The sequence below is a fragment of the Mycobacterium sp. NGS33 genome (assembly GCF_059812885.1).
The window spans coordinates 56,122-74,834 of record NZ_JCALDN010000022.1 but is presented as its reverse complement, the minus strand read 5'-3'; the positions used below and the strand labels follow the sequence as shown (position 1 = coordinate 74,834).

The following is an 18,713-nucleotide window of genomic DNA, read 5'->3' as shown; positions in this document are numbered from 1 at the left end:
TCGTGGTTCACCCCACCGAGCACCTGGCCGACGATCCCCATCCCGAGCATGCCGGTCAGGAATTCATGTTCGTGCACGCCGGAACGGTCGAACTCGACTACGGGGACCAGACGTTCACCCTGGGACCGGGCGACAGCGCCTACTTCGACGCGTCGGTCAGCCACAAGATCCGTGCGGTCGGCGCCGAACGCGCGCAGGTCGTCGTCGTTGCGCACGCCGAGCCCGGTAGCGCACGCAGCACCTGCGACATCTTTGTGTCCTAGACTGCTAACCCCACCGCTCCTCCCGCACAACGCGAAAGGCGTTGCCCCCATGTCGGATAGGCCTACCGACGACCCGAACGCGTCCGCCTGGGCACCGATGCGCAATCGCGTGTTCCGCGCGTTGTTCATCGCGCAGTTCGTCTCCAACGTCGGGACGTGGATGCAAAGCGTCGCCGCGCAATGGTTCCTGATCGAGGACCACAGCAGTCCCGTCATCGTGGCCCTGGTTCAAACCGCGAGTCTGGGCCCGACGCTGCTGCTGGGATTCTTCGCCGGGGCGCTGGCAGACCTCTTCGACCGGCGGCGACTGCTGATCTTCCTGCAGTCGTATGCGGTCCTGGTGACGCTGGCCCTGGCCATGCTGACGTTCCTCGGCACACTTACCGCCACGTCGCTCTTGTTGTTCACGTTGGCGGTCGGCTTCGCCTCCGCCCTGACGGCACCGGCCTGGCAGGCCATTCAGCCCGAGGTCGTCACGCGCGAGCAGATCCCGGCCGCGGCGACGCTGGCCAGCGTCTCGGTCAACATCGCCCGCGTGGTCGGGCCCGCGATCGGCGGCGTGGTGCTGGCGGCGACCGGTCCCGGAGCCGTCTTCACCATTAACGCGATATCCTTCGCCGCGATCATCGTCGCGCTGGCGGCGTGGCGCCGCCCCAGGCAAGACCCACCCGTCGAGCGGGAGCACTTCAGCCAGGCCATCGTCACCGGCTTCCGGTACGTGGCCAACGGCCCCATCTTCCGCAGAATTCTCTTGCGCACAGCGCTTTTCGTCTTCCCCGCCTCGGCGCTGCTGGCGCTATTGCCGGTGGCCGCGGCCGACCGGTGGCACCTGGGCGCCGGTGGATACGGTGTGGCCTTGGGCGCCATAGGTTTTGGCGCGGTGCTCGCCGTGGCGGTTCCCGCACCTCTGCGCCAGAAGGTGCCCCCCAACGCCCTGTTGGCCATCTCGGCCGCCGCCTACGCGCTTGCACCGCTCGCCGTGGTGTGGCTGCCGTTCGCCGCGGCGGCGCCGCTTCTGGTGCTGTCCGGGACGACCTGGCTGATCACTTTGACGACGCTGAACGCCGCGGCACAACTCCATCTGCCGCAGTGGGTGCGGGCACGCGGATTGTCGGTGTATCTCCTGGTTTTCACCGGATCTCAGGCCTTCGGCTCGTACCTGTGGGGCGCCATCGCCACCCGGTTTGGGCTCGATCTCGCGCTCGTTGTGTCGGCCGCGTTCCTGGGCGCCACCGCCCTCAGCGTCGCCGTCCTGCCGTTGCGGCCGTCCACCGGGAAGCTGAGCCGCGACATCTCCCGGGCATGGCCGTCGCCCGTGGTCGTCTTCGAACCGTGCCCCAACGACGGCCCGGTCCTGGTGGCGATCCGCTATCGGGTGGCCGCGGACAAACTTCAGGAATTCGTCACGGCGATGAGCGCCGTGCGGCGATCGCGGCTGCGCACCGGTGGACACAGCTGGCGGCTGTATCACAGCATCGAAGACCCCGACGCGGTCCTCGAGCGGTTCACCGTGCCGTCCTGGAGCGAGTTTCAGCACCAGCACACCGAGCGCTGGCTGGAGTCCGACCACGACGGCCTGGCGACGGCGGTGAGCTACACCGTCGACAGCACCCGTCAGCACGAGTACTACCTGGCGCTGCGGGTGCACCGATGAGACCGGGTGTCCGCCTTCGGCCGGCTGACTAGCTGGGGCGGCAGGTGACGGTGGTGGTGGCGTCGGCGTGCGCGACCACCTGACCGTCCACGGCGATCTCGCAGTGGAACTGGGCGGGGCCGTTGCCGGAATCCGGCCAGTGCAGCATGCCGCTGGCGGTGATGCTCGCGTACTGGTTCGGGTTCGCCAGGGTGGCGGTGTAGGTGACCGGCGATCCGGCGCTCAGCGGCGCCTGCACGCTGGTCGAGAACTTGGACGGGTCCGCGGTGAAAGCGGCCTGGCTGGGCGGGTCGGCGTTCACGTAGGAGACGTTGGCGGTCAGGTTGTTGGGGCTGGTCACGGTGTAGGTGACCTGATGACCGGCCGGATCCGCGTAGCCGGTCGCGGGCGTGAGCACCGCACCCGCCGCCGCTGCCAGGATTGTCGCTGAGATCGCGCTCGCTGTCCTTTGCACGTTCGTCATATCGAAAACGCTACCGGATTCGTTAGCGGCGGTTCGATGTTTAGGCCGCAGCTGTGCCGCGGTTGCCCGGCTCCGGTATGAAGCAAGCATGCGCGAAGACCCGGTGACCCGCCGCCGGTTGCTGACGACCGGGGCGGCCTCGGCCGCTCTCGGCGTGGGCCTGGGTGGTGGTGCCACGCTGCTGTGGTCGCACCCACGAGGCCCGATGGCCTGGCTGCAGCCCGATCGCCATGGCGCACCACCGGTCGGGGGGCTGCACCTGCAATTCGGCAAGGACGCCGGCACCGAAGTGGTGGTGTCCTGGCACACCACCGACGCGGTGCGCAATCCGCGCGTGCTGCTCGGAACACCGACATCCGGCTACGGCCGCACCGTGGCCGCCGAAACCCGCACCTACCGGGACGCAAAGTCGGGCACCGAAGTTCGCGTCAACCACGCCCGGCTGACCGGCCTCACCCCGGACACCGACTACGTATACGCCGCGCTGCACGACGGCGCGGAACCCGAGCAGGGCGCCGTCCGCACGGCGCCGGTGGGCCGAAAACCGTTGCTGTTCACCAGCTTCGGCGACCAGTCCACTCCTGCGCTGGCCAAGATGCCCGACGGCAGCTATGCCACGGACAACATCGGTTCGCCGGCCGCCGCCGACACCACCATGGCGATCGAACGGATGGGCCCGCTGTTCAACCTGATCAACGGCGACCTGTGCTACGCCAACCTGGCCCGAGACCGGGTACGCACCTGGTCGAACTGGTTCGAGAACAACACCCGCTCGGCGCGCTACCGGCCCTGGATGCCGGCGGCGGGCAACCACGAGAACGAATTGGGTAACGGGCCAATCGGTTACGGCGCCTACCAGGCCTACTTCGCGGTGCCCGATTCCGGGTCGAGCCCGGAAACCCGCGGCATGTGGTACTCGTTCACCGCCGGTTCGGTGCGGGTGATCAGCCTGAGCAATGACGACGTCGCCTTCCAGGACGGCGGCAACTTCTACGTGCACGGCTACTCCGGTGGCGAGCAAAAGCGCTGGCTGGCAAGCGAACTCGCGGCGGCACGGCGCGATCCCGACATCGACTGGATCGTGGTGTGCATGCACCAGACCGCGATCTCCACCGCCGACAAGACCAACGGCGCCGACCTGGGCATCCGCGCGGAGTGGCTGCCGCTGTTCGACCAGTACCAGGTCGATCTGGTGGTGTGCGGCCACGAACACCACTACGAACGCTCACATCCGCTGCGCGGCGCGCTTGGCACCGACACCCGCACGCCGATACCCGTCGACACCCGAAACGATCTGATCGACGCCACCCGGGGAACCGTCCACCTGGTCATCGGCGGCGGCGGCACGTCGGCCCCGAGCAACGCGATGTTCTTCCCCGAGCCGCGGTGCCGAGTGGTGACCGGCGTGGGCGCGTTCGATCCCGCGCTGCGCCGCAAAGCGCCCATCTACGTTCTCGAGGACGCGCCGTGGTCGGCGTTTCGCGATCGCGACAACCCTTACGGTTTCGCGGCTTTCGAGGTCGACCCGGGCCAACCCGGCGGCAACACCTCGATCAAGGCGACGCACTACGCGCTGCGGGGCCCGTTCGGCGAAGTCGCCGTGATCGACCAATTCACGCTCACCAAGCCGCGCGGCGACAGGGGCCAGTGAACACTGCAGAATGGGCTGAACCGCCCCATCCGGTCATCGGGGGGTAAGCCCGACGCTCAAAACAACGTCGGCTGAATCGCTTCCGGTGCCGGCGCGGCCGGGGCGGCCCGGGCGTCGCCGGACAGCCCATGCCTGGCGATCAACGGGGCGACCCGCCGGCGCAGCGCTTCGCGATAGTCCTGGGGCAGGTAGGCGCCGCGCCGGTACAGCTCGCGATAGCGACCCACCAACTCGGGATGCGAGCGCGCCAGCCACGCCATGAACCATCCCCGTGTCGAGCTGCGCAGGTGCAAACCGAAGACGGTGACGCTGCTGGCACCGGCCGCCGCGATCTGGCCGAGCAACCCGTCGAGGTGCTCGACGGAATCGGTGAGATGCGGCAGCACCGGCGCGACCATCACATGACACTCCAGCCCGGCGGCCCGGATGGCGCCGATCAGGGCCAGCCGGGCCTGCGGCGTGGGCGTGCCGGGCTCGACGTCCTTGTGCAGCTCTGGATCGCCGACGGCCAGCGACACCGCCACCGAGACCGGAACCTGCCCCGCCGCCTGCGCGATCAGTGGCAGGTCGCGCCGCAGCAGCGTGCCCTTGGTCAGAATCGACAGGGGCGTACCGGATTCGGCCAGGGCCCCGATGATGCCCGGCATCAGCGCATAGCGCCCCTCCGCGCGCTGGTAGGGGTCGGTGTTGGTGCCCAGGGCGACCGTCTCGCGCTGCCAGGACGGCCGGCGCAGCTCGCGACGCAGCACCTCGACCACGTTGGTCTTGACGACGACCTGGGTGTCAAAGTCGTTGCCGCAGTCCAACTCCAGGTATTCGTGCGTGGGGCGGGCGAAACAGTACCGGCAGGCGTGCGAACAGCCGCGGTAGCCGTTGACGGTGTAGCGGAACGGCAGCGCCGCCGCGTTCGGCACCTTGTTGAGCGCGGACTTGCACACCACCTCATGGAAGGTGATCCCGTCGAACTGCGGCGAGCGCACGCTGCGCAGGAAGCCGATGCGTTGCAGCCCCGGCAGCGCCCCGTCCTCGACCGGTGTCCCGTTGACCGCGACGGCCTGATGTGCCCACCGCATACCCTCTATTCGAACATCAGTTCGAGCACGAAGTCAAGCGCCGCCCCCACGTGGTGACGTCGCGCCGGGCGTAATCGGCGGCAGCACCGAATACGGGAAACACCCGGTGGCGACGGTGTGCGTGCCGTTCCCGACGCCGCCGCGTTGCGTAATCCGAACCCCGATCTGCGCGCACCGAATAACCGTCGAAAGACGCCCCGGCACACTTTTTGCCGATGTATGCTCGGCTCTTCCATGCCGAGGAGACATTTGCTCGATCCATTGATTTGCGGGTCAATCCGGCGCGATAAATCCCACTCGAAGGGCCCCGAAATGCGACGGCAGCTGGTGGTGTTGGAAGCCTGGGCCCCGGCCACCCGCGGGCACCGACGTCGCGCCCGAGCAGGGCTAGCCCACACCACCGGCCTCGACCGGCCGCGAGGAACATGACCGAACGCATCGAGACTTCCCGGACCATTGCCGCACCCGCGTCGGCCATCTTCGCCGTCCTGTGCGACCCGCAGGGCCATGTGGCGATCGACTCGTCGGGGATGCTGCAAGACGCCGAGGGCGATCCCGTGCGCGCGGCCGGTGACCAGTTCGTCGTTCACATGGACCGCGAATCGCTGAACGATTTCCCGGAACTGGGCAAATACGATGTCACCGTCGACATCAAGGAATTCGAGCAGGATCGGCTGATCTCCTGGACGGTTCTCGGGCAGATCCAGCCGCCGATCGGTCACGTCTACGGCTACGCGCTCACCCCCACCGAGGACGGCGCGGCCACGATCGTCACCTCGTTCTACGACTGGTCGACCATCGACCCGAAGTGGCGGCAAGCCGGGATTTTCCCGATCCTGTCCGAGGGCGCGTTGCGCGCGACGCTGGGAATTCTCGACCGCACGGTGCGGCGCGGTTATCCGCGCGGATAAGCCGAAAGCGCGCACGGCGGGTGAATCGAGTTTCGGTTTTGCGCGACATTTGCGCGGGTATTACCCCAGGGCCCCTTACGAAAGGACCTGTCATGTTGCATCAGGTGATTCTGGCAAGTTCGGATCCGGTCGCGGCCGGCTTTATCCTCCGTGGCATCAAGGGAATTTTCGTCGCCATCGGCAGCATTATCGCCGCAATAATCTGCGGGGTCATCGCCATGATGAAGGGCCGCAATCCGCTGGGCTGGGGAATTCTTGGGCTGTTCTTCTCGATCCTGACGCTGATCGTCGTCATCATCATTCCCAGCAAGAAATAAGCGCCGCGCTGACGCATGTGTGCACGCCTAGAATGGCGGTGGCTCCCCGTCGCCGACGGCGTGGGTCAGCTCGGAACCCCCAGTGCACGAAGGCTTTTCGACCTGCCGCGCCATTCGATTGCGCCGGCGTTCGGCCGCGATGCGCGCGGCGCGGTTTTGGGCGCGGGTGCGGCGGCGTCTGGGCATCATCGCCGTGCGGTCGCCGCAGCGCTCGGGCGCGACGTCGGCTTCGGTGGCCGGGATCGCGCCGATACCCCGGCACAGGCTCGGGAACAGCAGGGCGCTGCCCGGGGTGGTGACATACGTCTGGCCCGACGGGGACGTCAGGATCAAGGTGCCGTCGGGCAGCTGCTTTTCCTGCCAACCCCAGAACGTCTTCACCAAATGATGTGTGCGGCAATAACATTTGAGGTTTGACGCGTGCGTCGGGCCGCCGTCGGCGAACGCGACCGTATGGTCCACATCGCAGTTCACCGCGGGCTGGTCACAGCCCGGCCAACGACACGTCAAGTCCCGGCAGCGCACGAAGTCGGCCAGCGCCCGAGACGGCACATAGCCCGGCTCCGGCGGCGCATCACCGGGATGAACGAGCGGCACCAGCGCCGCCGAGCCGGCGAGCTCGGCGAGCAACTCCGGTGAGATCATGCCCTCGGCGCCCAGCTCGTAGGCCGGCTCCGCCCCGGTGCCATCCAGGCTGGCCCGCTCGGCGATCACATGAATCACCACCGGCCCCGCGGGCCGTGTGCCGGCCGCGCAATCGGGCCGCCCACACCGACACGCCAACCGATCCGCCCCGGCCGCCAATGCCCCCACCGCATCAGCGCGGCGCTGCTCCCGCGTGCGCGGATCATGCTCACACACCGTGGCCGCCAACGCATTCAGGCGCTGATCCAGCGCATGCGCGTCGGCGCCGAACACGGTGCCCTCAATGTGTGCCAACCCGTCGTCCATGTCGGCGACCCAGACTTCCCGCCCAGCCGCGCCCTGCGTGCGGCGTCGCACCGCGTCCGCGTCGGCGCGCGCCACGATCTTGTCCACCTGCGCGGCCAACCGGCCGCGCGTCATCGACGGCCACCGCGCCACGTTGGCGGCCAACTGCGCGTCCACCACACCCAGCACGTCGGGGTCGGTGATCAAATCGGTGCGGAACACGATCGTTTGAAACATCCGCAAGTCGATGTCACCGGCCGCGAACACCGCACCTACCCTGGGCAGCCGCTCCCGCATCGCCCGCGCATAGCGCACCTTGCTCGCGGCCAGACCCTGGCCGATGCGCAACTCGGCGGCCACCTCCGCACTCACCGCCGCCTCGGTGTCCACCGCCCACGCCTCGGTCTCCGAGCACCGCGACAGCCGGTACCCGAACAGCTCACCGATGGCCACCAACTGCTCGGCCGCCGCCCGGTTCTCCGCCCGCGCCGCCGCACCGACCCGCCCCAGCAGCCCCGCCGACACCGGCGTCGCCGACGGGTGATGGCGCTCCATGAGCTCGTCGAAATAGGCGATCACCTCCGGCGGCGATCGAAGACCCGACCGTTCGAACATAGGTTCGAGTATGGCACGGGGGTCCGACAGGAACCCCTCAGCTTCCGAGCCGCCCGAGCACCTCGGCGACGACGGAATCCAGCGCGACGGGGACCTGCTCCCCAGTCCCGAGGTCCTTCAGCCCGACCGTGCCGGACTCGAGATCGCGGTCACCGAGGACCAGCGCGAAACGGGCACCGGAGCGGTCGGCCGCGCGCATCGCACCCTTGAGTCCACGGTCGCCGTAGGCCATGTCGACGCGCACACCGCCGCCACGCAGCTGTGCGGCCAGCACCGCCAGGCGCAACTTGGCCTGCTCGCTCAGCGGCACCCCGAACACCTCGCAGCGCGCGGCCTCCCCGGCGCTCTTGCCCTCGGCGCGCAGCGCCAGCAGCGTGCGGTCCACGCCGAGCCCAAACCCGATGCCGGACAGGTCTTGTCCGCCCAGCTGGCGCATCAGGCCGTCGTAGCGGCCGCCGCCGCCGATCCCGGACTGCGCGCCCAGGCCGTCGTGCACGAACTCGAAGGTGGTCTTGGTGTAGTAGTCCAGCCCGCGGACCATGCGCGGGTTGATGACGTAGGGCACCCCCATCGCGTCCAGATGCGCCAGCACGGTGTCGAAGTGCTGCTTGGCCGCGTCGGACAGGTGATCGAGCAGCACCGGCGCATCGGCCGTCATGGTGCGCACCTCCGGCCGCTTGTCGTCGAGCACCCGCAGCGGATTGATCTGCGCGCGGCGCCGGGTGTCCTCGTCCAGGTCGAGCCCAAAGAGGAACTCCTGCAACAGTTCCCGGTACTGCGGACGGCAGCTGTCATCGCCCAGCGATGTGATCTCCAGGCGGAATCCATCAAGCCCCAGCGAACGGAAACCGGCGTCGGCAATCGCGATCACCTCGGCGTCCAGGGCGGGGTCGTCGACGCCGATCGCCTCCACCCCGACCTGCTGCAGCTGGCGATAGCGGCCGGCCTGCGGGCGTTCGTAGCGGAAAAACGGGCCCGCATAACAGAGTTTGACCGGCAGCGCGCCGCGGTCGAGCCCGTGTTCGATGACGGCGCGCACCACCCCTGCGGTGCCCTCGGGGCGCAGCGTCACCGAACGGTCCCCGCGGTCGGCGAACGTGTACATCTCCTTGGACACCACGTCGGTGGATTCGCCGACGCCGCGGGCGAACAGCGCGGTGTCCTCGAATATGGGCAGCTCGATGTCGCCGTAGCCGGCCCGGCGGGCCGCGCCCAGCAGGCCGTCGCGCACCGCGACGAACTGCGCCGAGTCCGGCGGGACGTAGTCCGGTACCCCTTTGGGTGCGGAGAACGCTGAGAATTCCGGCACGGGCTACAGGCCTTCGAGGAACGGGTTGAGGCGACGCTCGGCGCCGATGGTGGTGGAGTTGCCGTGCCCGGGCAGCACCACGGTGTCGTCGTCGAGCACCAGAAGTTTGTCGACGATCGACGTCAGCAGGTCGCGCCCGCTGCCGCCGAACAGGTCGGTGCGCCCCACCGCGCGCTCAAACAGCGTGTCACCGGTGAAGACCAGGTCTTTCCCGTCCTTCGTGCCCCCGGCGACCCGGAAGATCACCGACCCCCGGGTGTGGCCGGGCGTGTGGTCGACGTTGACGGTCACGCTGCCCAGGTCCAGCTTGTCGCCGTCGCGGTCCAGCTCGACGACCTGCTTGGGCTCCCGCCAGAAGGCGCCCGCGACCATCTGCGCCAGCCGGGGGCCGAGGCCGTAGATCGGGTCGGTGAGCATGAACCGGTCCTCGGGATGGATGTAGGTCGGGCAACCGTAGGTGTCGGACACCTTCTGCGCCGACCACATGTGGTCGATGTGCCCGTGCGTCAGCAACACCGCGGCAGGCGTCAGCCGGTTCTTGTCCAGGATGCTGCGCAGCGCGCCCATCGCCCGTTGCCCCGGATCCACGATGACGGCGTCCGTCCCCGGCCGTTCGGCGAGCACGTAGCAGTTGCACTGCAACATGCCGGCGGGGAATCCGGTGATCAACACGCTTCCCAGTTTCCCACGGGCCCCACTTGACACCAGTCGCGGCGCCCACATTAGCCTGAGCTGGCACCTCACCCGTTCCAGGGACTCCGACTTCACCAGCATGGAGGCATAGCGGCCGTGCCGACCAACGAACAGCGACGCGCCAACGCCAAACGCAAGCTCGAACGGCAGCTGGAGCGGCGCGCGAAGCAAGCCAAGACGCGCCGGATCGTGCTGATCGCGGCCGCCTCGATCGTCGCGGTGGCCGTGGTCGCGGCGGTGGTGATCACGATCGTCAACACCAAGCACGACCACAAGAGCAACACCGCGGCGTCGACGACGACCAGCAGCAGCGGCGCGGCGGAGTCCACGACGCCCGCGGGGCCGACGCCGAGCGCGGCGCCGCTGCCGGCGTTCAAGCCGTCGGACTCCGTCGGCGCCAACTGCCAGTACCCGGCCTCGCCCGAGCCGGCCGCCAAGCAGGGGGTCAAGCCGCCGCGGACCGGCAAGGTGCCCACCGATCCCGCCCAGGTGAGCGCCAGCATGGTGACGAACCAGGGCCACATCGGCCTGATGCTGGCGAACAACGAATCACCGTGCACCGTCAACAGTTTCGCGAGCCTGATCGGACAGAAATACTTCGACAACACCAAATGCCACCGGCTGACCACCTCGCCGGGCCTGGGCGTTCTGCAGTGCGGCGATCCCAAGGGCGAGGGCACCGGCGGTCCGGGCTATCAATTCGCCAACGAATACCCGACCGACCAGTACCCGCCCAACGACCCGAAGGCGCAGGAGCCGGTCCTCTATCCGCGCGGCACGCTGGCCATGGCCAACGCCGGGCCCGGCACCAATGGCAGCCAATTCTTCCTGGTGTACAAGGACTCCCAGCTGCCGCCGCAGTACACCGTGTTCGGCACCATCCAGCCCGACGGGCTGGCCACCCTGGACAAGATCGCCAAGGCCGGCGTGGCCGGCGGCGGTGAAGACGGCGCACCCGCGACCGAGGTGACCATCACCTCGGTGCTGCTCGACTAGCCTCGATCGCAAGCGCGGCGCGTGCGCCGGGCGCCGCGGGTCGGCGCCGTCGACTAGCGCCGGGCGCAAGCGCGGCGCGTGCGCCGGGCGCGAAACTGCCTCTGATCGGCGGGATTCGCCCGACGTACACCGTCGACGGCTTATGGTCGTTGGGTGAATCTGGATCCGGAGACATTCGGCCATTACCGAATACTGGACTTGTTGGGCCGGGGCGGCATGGGCCGCGTCTACCGCGCCTACGACGCGACCACGGATCGGGTGGTGGCGCTCAAAGTGCTCCCGCCGCATCTGGCAGAGGATCAGGACTTCCAGCACCGCTTCCGCCGCGAGGCCCGCATAGCGGCCGGCCTCACCGACCCGCACGTGGTCCCGATTCACGGTTACGGCGAGATCGACGGCCGGCTCTACGTCGACATGCGGCTGATCGAGGGTCGCGACCTGTCGCACTACATCGCCGAGAACGGCGGCCGCCTCAGCCCGGAGCAGACGGTCGCGGTGATCGAACAGGTTGCGGCAGCGCTGGATAGCGCGCGACAGGCGGGCTTGATCCATCGCGACATCAAGCCGATGAATATCTTGATCACCACCGCACGCAACTTCGTCTACCTGATCGACTTCGGTCTTGCCCGCGCGGAGGCCGACACTCAGCTCACGCAGACCGGCGCCACGATGGGCACCGTCGCCTACATGGCGCCCGAGCGCTTCAAAGGCACAACCGATCATCGCGCCGACGTCTACTCGCTGGCCTGTGTCTTGCACGAGTGCCTGACCGGGAAGCGCCCGTTCGCGGGCGACAGCCTCGAGGAACAGCTCAACGCGCACCTCAACGCGCCGCCGCCGCGACCGTCCGCGGTCGCACCCGAGGTGCCCGCGTCCTTCGACGCGGTCGTCGCCCGCGGCATGGTCAAGGATCCCGAGCAGCGGTATCAGACGGCGATGGAGCTCGCCGAGGCCGCCCGGGCCGCGCTGCCGAACCCGGCAACGGGACCGGTCGGGACCGCCCCGCCGGCACCGCCGCACAGCGAACCGGATCCGCGGATGCAACCCAGCCGCCCAACGCATTCCAGGCGTCTGCTGGTGGGCATCGTCGGCGCGTCGGCCCTGGCGCTGGCCGCGGTGGCGGCGTTGGTCTTCGCCTTGGTGACGCAAAGCCACGGCTCCACGGACAGCGCGGCATCCACCACCCAGACCCGGGCCCGCGCGCCCGGCCGGACCGGCTCCAACCCCGGTTCCGCCGGCCCGGCGTCGGCGACGGTGCCGCCGCTGCCGGCGTTCGCACCACCGCCCGACCTGGGCGCCAACTGCCAATACCGGTCGGTGCCGGATCCGGTCAGCCGGCCGGTGAATCCGCCCCCGCCGGGCCCGGTGTCCACCACTCCCCCGCAGATCGGTGCCGTCATCTCCACCAACTTCGGTAACATCGCCATCCAGCTCGCCAATTCCGAGTCCCCATGCGCGGTGAACAGCTTCATCAGCCTGGTCAAGCAGCAGTTCTTCGACAACACCCAGTGCGCCCGGCTGATCAGCTCGCCCGATGGCGGATCGCTGTTGTGCGGCGGACCCGAGGTGGACGGATCCGGCGGCCCCGGTTACGAATTCGCCGACGAGTACCCGGCCGACCAATACAAGCCCGACGACCCCGCGCTGCGCGCGACGGTGGTGTATCCGCGCGGCACCATCGTGATGGCCACCGAGGGGCCCAACACCAACGGCAGCCAATTCGCCTTGATCTTCAAGGATTCCGAGATGGAACCGCAGAGCACGGTGCTGGGCACCATCGACCAGGCGGGGCTGGCGACCCTGGACAAGATCGCCCGGGCCGGCATCGCCGGCAATCGGCAGAGCGGCGCGCCCACCGACCCGGTGAAGATCACCTCGGTGCGGCTGGGCTAGGGCTCAGGCCGCCGACGTCACGCGGTAGACGTCGTACACGCCTTCGACGTTGCGTACGACGTTGAGCAGGTGGCCGAGATGCTTGGGGTCACCCATCTCAAAGGTGAAGCGACTGATCGCAACTCGATCACCGGAGGTGGTGACGGATGCGGACAGGATGTTGACCTTCTCGTCGGCCAGCACCCGGGTGACGTCCGACAGCAGCCGGTGCCGGTCGAGCGCCTCGACTTGGATCGCCACCAGGAACACCGACGACGGCGACGGCGCCCAATGCACCTCGATGATGCGCTCGGACTGCTGCTGCAGCGAGGCGGCGTTGGTGCAGTCCGTGCGGTGCACGCTCACCCCACCGCCACGGGTGACGAAGCCCATGATCTGGTCGCCGGGCACCGGCGTGCAGCACTTCGCCAGCTTGGTCAGCACGCCCGGGGCGCCGGGCACCGAGACGCCGACGTCGTCGCTGCTGCGCGGGCGGCGCAACATCGTTGTCGGCGTGGAGCGTTCGGCGAGGTCCTCCTCGGCCTGGTCGATGCCGCCGAGTTCGGCCAGCAGCCGCTGCACGACGTGGCGGGCCGACACGTGCCCCTCACCGATCGCCGTGTAGAGCGCGGACACGTCGGTGTAGTGCAGCTCGCGCGCCACGGCCGCCAGCGTCTCGCCATTGACCAAGCGCTGCAACGGAAGTCCACCGCGGCGGACCTCGCGGGCCATGGCGTCCTTGCCGGACTCGAGCGCCTCCTCGCGGCGCTCCTTGGCGAACCACTGCCGGATCTTGGCCTTGGCGCGCGGCGAGACCACGAACTGCTGCCAGTCCCGCGACGGCCCGGCGTTGGCCGCCTTGGAGGTGAAAACCTCGACGACTTCGCCGTTTTCCAGCTTGCGCTCCAGCGCCACCAGCCGCCCGTTGACGCGGGCGCCAATGCAGCGGTGGCCGACCTCGGTGTGCACCGCGTAGGCGAAGTCCACCGGCGTGGAACCGTTGGGCAGGGTGATCACGTCCCCCTTCGGGGTGAACACGAAGATCTCCTGTACCGCAAGGTCATAACGCAACGACTCGAGGAACTCGCCCGGGTCCGCGGCCTCCCGTTGCCAGTCGAGCAGCTGGCGCATCCAGGCCATGTCGTCGATCTCGGCGGCCGCGTGCGGATGCGGAACGCCGTTGCGCCCCTTGGCTTCCTTGTAGCGCCAGTGCGCGGCGATGCCGTATTCGGCGGTGCGGTGCATGTCGCGGGTGCGGATCTGCACCTCCAGCGGCTTGCCTTCCGGCCCCACGACGGTGGTGTGCAACGACTGGTACACACCGTATCTCGGCTGGGCGATGTAATCCTTGAACCGCCCCGCCATCGGCTGCCACAGCGAGTGCACCACGCCGACGGCGGCATAGCAGTCCCGGATCTCGTCGCACAGGATGCGGATGCCGACCAGGTCGTGGATGTCGTCGAAGTCGCGGCCCTTGACGATCATCTTCTGGTAGATCGACCAGTAGTGCTTGGGGCGGCCCTCCACCGTCGCCTTGATCTTCGAGGCGCCCAGGGTGTTGACGATCTCGGCGCGGACCTTGGCCAGGTAGGTGTCGCGCGAGGGCGCGCGCCCGGCGACCAGCCGAACGATCTCCTCGTACTTCTTGGGGTGCAGGATCGCGAACGACAGGTCTTCCAGCTCCCATTTGACACTGGCCATACCCAGCCGATGCGCAAGGGGCGCAATGACTTCCAGCGTCTCGCGCGCTTTGCGCGCCTGCTTCTCCGGCGGCAGGAAACGCATGGTGCGCATGTTGTGCAGCCGGTCGGCCACCTTGATCACCAGCACACGGGGATCGCGCGCCATCGCGGTGATCATTTTGCGGATCGTCTCGCCCTCGGCGGCGCTGCCCAGCACCACCCGGTCCAGTTTCGTCACGCCATCGACGAGATGGCCCACCTCTTCACCGAATTCCTCGCTCAACGCGTCCAGGGTGTATCCGGTGTCCTCGACGGTGTCGTGCAACAGCGCGGCCACCAAAGTGGTGGTGTCCATGCCCAATTCGGCCAGAATGGTGGCCACGGCCAGCGGGTGGGTGATGTAGGGATCGCCGGAATGGCGTAACTGGGTGGCGTGGCGCTGGTCGGCGACCTCGAAGGCGCGCTGCAGCAGCGACACGTTGGCCTTCGGGTAGATCTCCCGGTGCACCGCCACCAGCGGTTCGAGCACCGGGTTGAGCGTGCTGCGCTGGGCGGTCATCCGTCGCGCCAGCCTGGCCCGCACCCGCCGCGACGCGCTGCTCGACGTTTTCAGGGATTCCGTCGGCGGCTCCGGAATCTCCATCGGCTGCGTGATGGCCGGCGACTCCGGGGCTTTAGTGGGCGCGTCGAGCGCTTGCGCCGCGCTGTTTTCCTCCGCCACGTTGGTCACCTCCGAATTCGAGGATATCTCCAATGCGAGAGCGCTACTCGCAAGTCAAGCTGTGTACCGCCAACGGCGCGACCGCTTCCCGGCCGCACAACCCGCTCAGTTCGAACACCACCGCCGCCGTCGTCACGCGGGCCCCGGCGCGCTCGAGCAGCCGGACCGCGGCGGCCAGGGTGCCCCCGGTGGCCAGGACGTCGTCGACGATCGTGACGCTGCGGCCGCGCAGGTCCAGGCCGTCGGCGGGGATCTCCAGCGTCGCGGCGCCGTACTCCAGCTCGTAGGTCTCGGCGTGTACAGGCGGCGGCAGTTTCCCGGCCTTGCGAATGGCCAGCACGCCGGTCTGCAGCCGGTCGGCGACGGCCGCGGCCAGCAGGAAGCCGCGGGCCTCGATGCCGGCCACCAGATCGGCGCCGGACGCGATGTCGGCCAGCGCGCCGGTGATCGCCGTCATCGCCGTCGCGTCGGCGAACACCGGGGTGAGGTCCTTGAACTGGATCCCCGGCTTGGGGAAATCGGCCACCTTGCGCGTCAGCGACGCGATCAACTCGGCCACCGGCGCCCGCCCGGCGGCGTTCGTCATCGCAGCCTCACTGGATCAGGGCCCATCGGTCCATGTTCCAGCCCGCGCCCCACCGGGTCGGATTCTTGCTCACCGCGTACATCTTCTTCGAGGTCAGCAGCGTGCGCTGCTGCCGGTACAGCGGCAGGGTGGGCATGTCGCCCCACAGTACCGGCGCGGTTTCGGACAGCAGTCTGGCGCGCTCGGCGGCGTCGGCCGAGACCGCAAGCGCCCCGATCGCGTTGTCGACCTGGGGATTGCTGTAGCCGGAGAGATTGTTGCCGTTGCCGGTGTGCAGCGCGTAGGCATCCAGCGCGGACGATCCCGTCGACCCGCTGCCGGTGGCCCCGCCGGTGCTGGCCAGCAACGCGTCGATCTTGCCGTCCCGCAGCGCCCGCGGCCCCGAGCTGTCCAGGATGACGCCGGCGACGGTGATCCCCGCCGCGGCGCACGCCTTGGTGATGACGCCGACGTTGACCGCGAGCCGCGCGTTGGGCCCCTGGTAACCGATCCGCACGGTCAGCGGCGCACCGCCCAGCGCGGCGCGCGCGGCGGCAGGATCGGCCTTGGCGAACGGGTCGGCCTCGCCCGCCCCGTCACCGGCCGACGCGGCGTCATCGATGGCCGGGTCCAGGCGCGAGTTGGCGATCGGTGTCCCGGCGTCCTTGGCCAGCGAGTCACGCGGCGTGCACAGCGCGACCGCGCGCCGGGCCTTGGGCGCGGCCAGCGGCCCCTGCGGGGCGAAGATCAGCTGCTCGATGCCGCTCGACGGGCCATCGGAGCGTTCGTAGTTGTCCGGCGTGGTCAGGGCGCCGGACGAACCCGCGGCGACGTCGACCACGTCGACGCTGCGGCTGTTGACCCGATCCTGGATGTCGGGTCCCTGCGTCCACACGGTGACCCGCTTGGTGATGGCCTTGGGCCCCCACCACCGGTCGTTGGCGACCAGCACCACGGCGCCGCCATCGAGGATGGATTCGATCTTGTACGGCCCCGACGACGGGAAACGCTTGAGGTCGACCCCGGGTTTGAGGTCCCACACGGTGTTCCACAGCTTGGCGATCTGGGCCACCAGCGGCCCATTGTTGCTGAGCAGGGCCGCGGTCACGTCGACGTTGAGTTGGTCGGCGATCACGTGCGACGGCATCAGCGAGGTCGCGGTGAACAGCTGGTTGTAGTCGACGATGCCGCGGTCCGGGATGAACGACACCCGGGCCTTCTTTTGCCCGGGGATGCATTCGACGTTGGCGATGTCGAGGTAGCCGGCCTGGGTGGCGGCGTGGAAGTCGGGAAACTTGCCGGACTGCGCCGCCCAGGCGAGCACGATGTCGTCGCAGGTCACCGGCTTACCGTCGGAGTAGACGGCGTTGTCGGCGATCTGGTAGTCCAGCACCAGCGGCGTGCCGCCGACCACCGACACGGTGCCGAAGTCACGGTCGGCGACGATCTGCCCGTCGGGGCCGTGATAGCTGAAACCGGTGAGCGTGCGGGCGAACGCCTGCGCTCCGGCCGATGCGGCGCCGGCGACGGTGTTGGTGTTGTAGGTCGACAGCGGGCCGTCGACCACGTAGTCGATCTGGGAGGCGGCGCTGCCCGCGCAGGCGGTCAGCGCGGCGGCCGCCGCCAGCACCACCGCCAATGCGGCGCCGATCCACCCCGTGAGGGCCCGACGGCCGGCCAGCACGCCACGACCGGCCCCAGTTCCCCGGTACCTGGTGGCCATGCTGCCTACCGCCGGCCGACGTTCCGCTTGCCGGTGGGACGCCGGGTCCCGGTCGGCCGCACGGGACGGGCGCCCGGCGCCGGCTTGCTCGGCGCGGGCTTGGACGGCTCGGCCACGGCCGCCGTTTCGTCCGCGTCCTCGGCGGTGTCGGCGTCGTCGTCGCCGGCGGCCTCGGCCGCCGCGCCCGCGCCGAGGTTGCGCCGCCGCATCACCCGCCGGGTGTGGGTGCGTACCAGCTCGGTGCGCTCGCGCAGCGTGACCAGCAGCGGCGTGGCGAAGAAGATCGACGAGTAGGTGCCCACCAGGATGCCGACCAGCTGCACGAGCGCCAGGTCCTTCAGCGTGCCGACGCCCAGCAGCCACACCGCCACCACCATCAGCGCCAGCACCGGCAGGACCGAGATCAGGCTGGTGTTGATGGATCGCATGAACGTCTGGTTGATGGCCAGGTTGGCCTGCTCGGCGAACGTGCGCCGGGGCTTGTGCTGGAAGTCCTTCGTGTTCTCCTCGACCTTGTCGAACACGATGACGGTGTCGTACAGGGAGAAACCGAGGATCGTCAGCAGACCGATGACGGTGGCGGGCGTGACCTCGAAACCGACCAGCGAGTAGACCCCCGCAGTGACGCTGAGGTCGAACACCATGGTCGTCAGCGCGGAGATGGCCATGTAGCGCTCGTAGCGCACCATGATGTAGACGCCGACCAGCACCAGGAACACGGCGAGCGCGATCAGCGCCTTATCGGTGATCTGGTCACCCCAGGTCTCGGAGACCGCCGCGTCGCTGATCGCCTGCTTGCTGGCCTTGCCGTCGGCGCCCTTGGGTCCGAAGGCATCGAACAGGGCGTTGCGCAGCTTCGTCGTCTGATCGTTGGTCAGCGTTTCCGAGCGGATCTGCACGGTCGCCCCCGCGCCGTTGCCGACGATCACGACCGATTCCGGATCCTTGCCGAGGGCCTTGTGGAACACCTCCGAGACCTGCGAGGTCTGCGCGGTGCCCGTCTTGCCGGCGGCGGGCATCGACACCGTCGTGCCGCCGTTGAAGTCGATGCCGAAGGTGAAGCCCCGCACCAGGATCGACAGGACGGCGATGGCGACGATCGCGCCGCTGATGCCGAACCACAGGCGGCGCCGCCCGACCACCTCGAAGGCGCCGGTGCCGGTGTAGAGGCGCGACAGGAAGCCGTGGTGCGGGGCGCTGTCGGTCAACTCGGTGGCGCCCTCGGAGGCTTCGGTGAGCTCGGTTGCGTCCTTGGAGGCTTTGGAGGAAGTCATG

Annotated in this window: 16 protein-coding genes; 7 read left to right on the top strand and 9 right to left on the bottom strand. The window is 68.9% G+C overall.

What is annotated here, in order from left to right:
- On the top strand, positions 1 to 263 hold a 263-nt coding region (locus tag AC5Y5B_RS22940), incomplete at its 5' end, for a cupin domain-containing protein (protein WP_500006799.1).
- A 49-nt stretch (positions 264 to 312) separates the two neighbouring features.
- Positions 313 to 1,917 carry an MFS transporter gene (locus AC5Y5B_RS22935; RefSeq protein WP_500006795.1) on the top strand — a complete coding sequence of 535 codons (1,605 nt, stop codon included), beginning with the start codon at positions 313 to 315 and terminating at the stop codon, positions 1,915 to 1,917.
- Between the two features lie 28 nt (positions 1,918 to 1,945).
- Here the strand turns inward: AC5Y5B_RS22935 and AC5Y5B_RS22930 are convergent, their stop codons facing one another.
- Positions 1,946 to 2,380: an Rv2576c family protein gene (locus AC5Y5B_RS22930; protein WP_112634258.1), complete on the bottom strand. Its 435-nt coding sequence runs from the start codon at positions 2,378 to 2,380 to the stop codon at positions 1,946 to 1,948.
- Positions 2,381 to 2,468: 88 nt separating this feature from the next.
- Between AC5Y5B_RS22930 and AC5Y5B_RS22925 the strand changes: the two genes are divergently transcribed.
- Positions 2,469 to 4,031: a purple acid phosphatase family protein gene (locus AC5Y5B_RS22925; protein ID WP_500006792.1), complete on the top strand. Its 1,563-nt coding sequence runs from the start codon at positions 2,469 to 2,471 to the stop codon at positions 4,029 to 4,031.
- Positions 4,032 to 4,087: 56 nt separating this feature from the next.
- Here AC5Y5B_RS22925 and AC5Y5B_RS22920 read toward each other — a convergent pair whose 3' ends face one another.
- Positions 4,088 to 5,104, bottom strand: a complete 1,017-nt coding sequence (locus AC5Y5B_RS22920) for an Rv2578c family radical SAM protein (protein WP_500006790.1) — start codon at positions 5,102 to 5,104, stop codon at positions 4,088 to 4,090.
- 425 nt (positions 5,105 to 5,529) lie between these two features.
- On the opposite strand from AC5Y5B_RS22920, the gene AC5Y5B_RS22915 reads away from it, so the two are divergent.
- Both AC5Y5B_RS22915 and AC5Y5B_RS22910 read left to right on the top strand, forming a co-directional pair.
- Complete coding sequence (locus AC5Y5B_RS22915; RefSeq protein WP_112634255.1) at positions 5,530 to 6,015, top strand: SRPBCC family protein; 486 nt, start codon at positions 5,530 to 5,532, stop codon at positions 6,013 to 6,015.
- Positions 6,016 to 6,107: 92 nt separating this feature from the next.
- A complete protein-coding gene (locus tag AC5Y5B_RS22910) occupies positions 6,108 to 6,332 on the top strand; it encodes a deoxyribodipyrimidine photolyase (RefSeq protein WP_066861033.1) in 225 nt (74 codons plus the stop codon).
- A 27-nt stretch (positions 6,333 to 6,359) separates the two neighbouring features.
- On the opposite strand, the gene AC5Y5B_RS22905 is transcribed toward AC5Y5B_RS22910, so the two are convergent.
- From AC5Y5B_RS22905 to AC5Y5B_RS22895, 3 genes are read right to left on the bottom strand one after another with little or no spacing between them, the layout of a single operon-like run.
- Positions 6,360 to 7,877, bottom strand: a complete 1,518-nt coding sequence (locus tag AC5Y5B_RS22905; protein WP_112634254.1) for an HNH endonuclease signature motif containing protein — start codon at positions 7,875 to 7,877, stop codon at positions 6,360 to 6,362.
- A 37-nt stretch (positions 7,878 to 7,914) separates the two neighbouring features.
- Positions 7,915 to 9,186, bottom strand: coding sequence for a histidine--tRNA ligase (hisS, locus tag AC5Y5B_RS22900; protein WP_112634253.1), 1,272 nt, complete (start codon positions 9,184 to 9,186; stop codon positions 7,915 to 7,917).
- 3 nt (positions 9,187 to 9,189) lie between these two features.
- Positions 9,190 to 9,858, bottom strand: a complete 669-nt coding sequence (locus AC5Y5B_RS22895) for an MBL fold metallo-hydrolase (RefSeq protein ID WP_500006786.1) — start codon at positions 9,856 to 9,858, stop codon at positions 9,190 to 9,192.
- 117 nt (positions 9,859 to 9,975) lie between these two features.
- Here AC5Y5B_RS22895 and AC5Y5B_RS22890 point away from each other — a divergent pair, with 117 nt between their 5' ends.
- Both AC5Y5B_RS22890 and AC5Y5B_RS22885 read left to right on the top strand, forming a co-directional pair.
- Positions 9,976 to 10,875, top strand: a complete 900-nt coding sequence (locus AC5Y5B_RS22890) for a peptidylprolyl isomerase (protein WP_500006784.1) — start codon at positions 9,976 to 9,978, stop codon at positions 10,873 to 10,875.
- Between the two features lie 153 nt (positions 10,876 to 11,028).
- On the top strand, positions 11,029 to 12,768 hold the full coding sequence (locus AC5Y5B_RS22885) for a protein kinase domain-containing protein (protein ID WP_112634250.1): 1,740 nt from the start codon (positions 11,029 to 11,031) through the stop codon (positions 12,766 to 12,768).
- Between the two features lie 3 nt (positions 12,769 to 12,771).
- Here AC5Y5B_RS22885 and AC5Y5B_RS22880 read toward each other — a convergent pair whose 3' ends face one another.
- The 4 genes from AC5Y5B_RS22880 to secF are packed head-to-tail and all read right to left on the bottom strand — an operon-like array spanning position 12,772 to position 18,712.
- Positions 12,772 to 15,150, bottom strand: a complete 2,379-nt coding sequence (locus AC5Y5B_RS22880) for a RelA/SpoT family protein (RefSeq protein WP_112634281.1) — start codon at positions 15,148 to 15,150, stop codon at positions 12,772 to 12,774.
- A 43-nt stretch (positions 15,151 to 15,193) separates the two neighbouring features.
- Positions 15,194 to 15,736, bottom strand: coding sequence for an adenine phosphoribosyltransferase (locus AC5Y5B_RS22875; protein ID WP_112634249.1), 543 nt, complete (start codon positions 15,734 to 15,736; stop codon positions 15,194 to 15,196).
- A gap of 7 nt (positions 15,737 to 15,743) precedes the next feature.
- Positions 15,744 to 17,438 carry an ABC transporter substrate-binding protein gene (locus AC5Y5B_RS22870; protein ID WP_165821844.1) on the bottom strand — a complete coding sequence of 565 codons (1,695 nt, stop codon included), beginning with the start codon at positions 17,436 to 17,438 and terminating at the stop codon, positions 15,744 to 15,746.
- Between the two features lie 5 nt (positions 17,439 to 17,443).
- Positions 17,444 to 18,712 carry a protein translocase subunit SecF gene (gene secF / locus AC5Y5B_RS22865; RefSeq protein ID WP_289176432.1) on the bottom strand — a complete coding sequence of 423 codons (1,269 nt, stop codon included), beginning with the start codon at positions 18,710 to 18,712 and terminating at the stop codon, positions 17,444 to 17,446.
- Position 18,713: the final 1 nt, after the last annotated feature.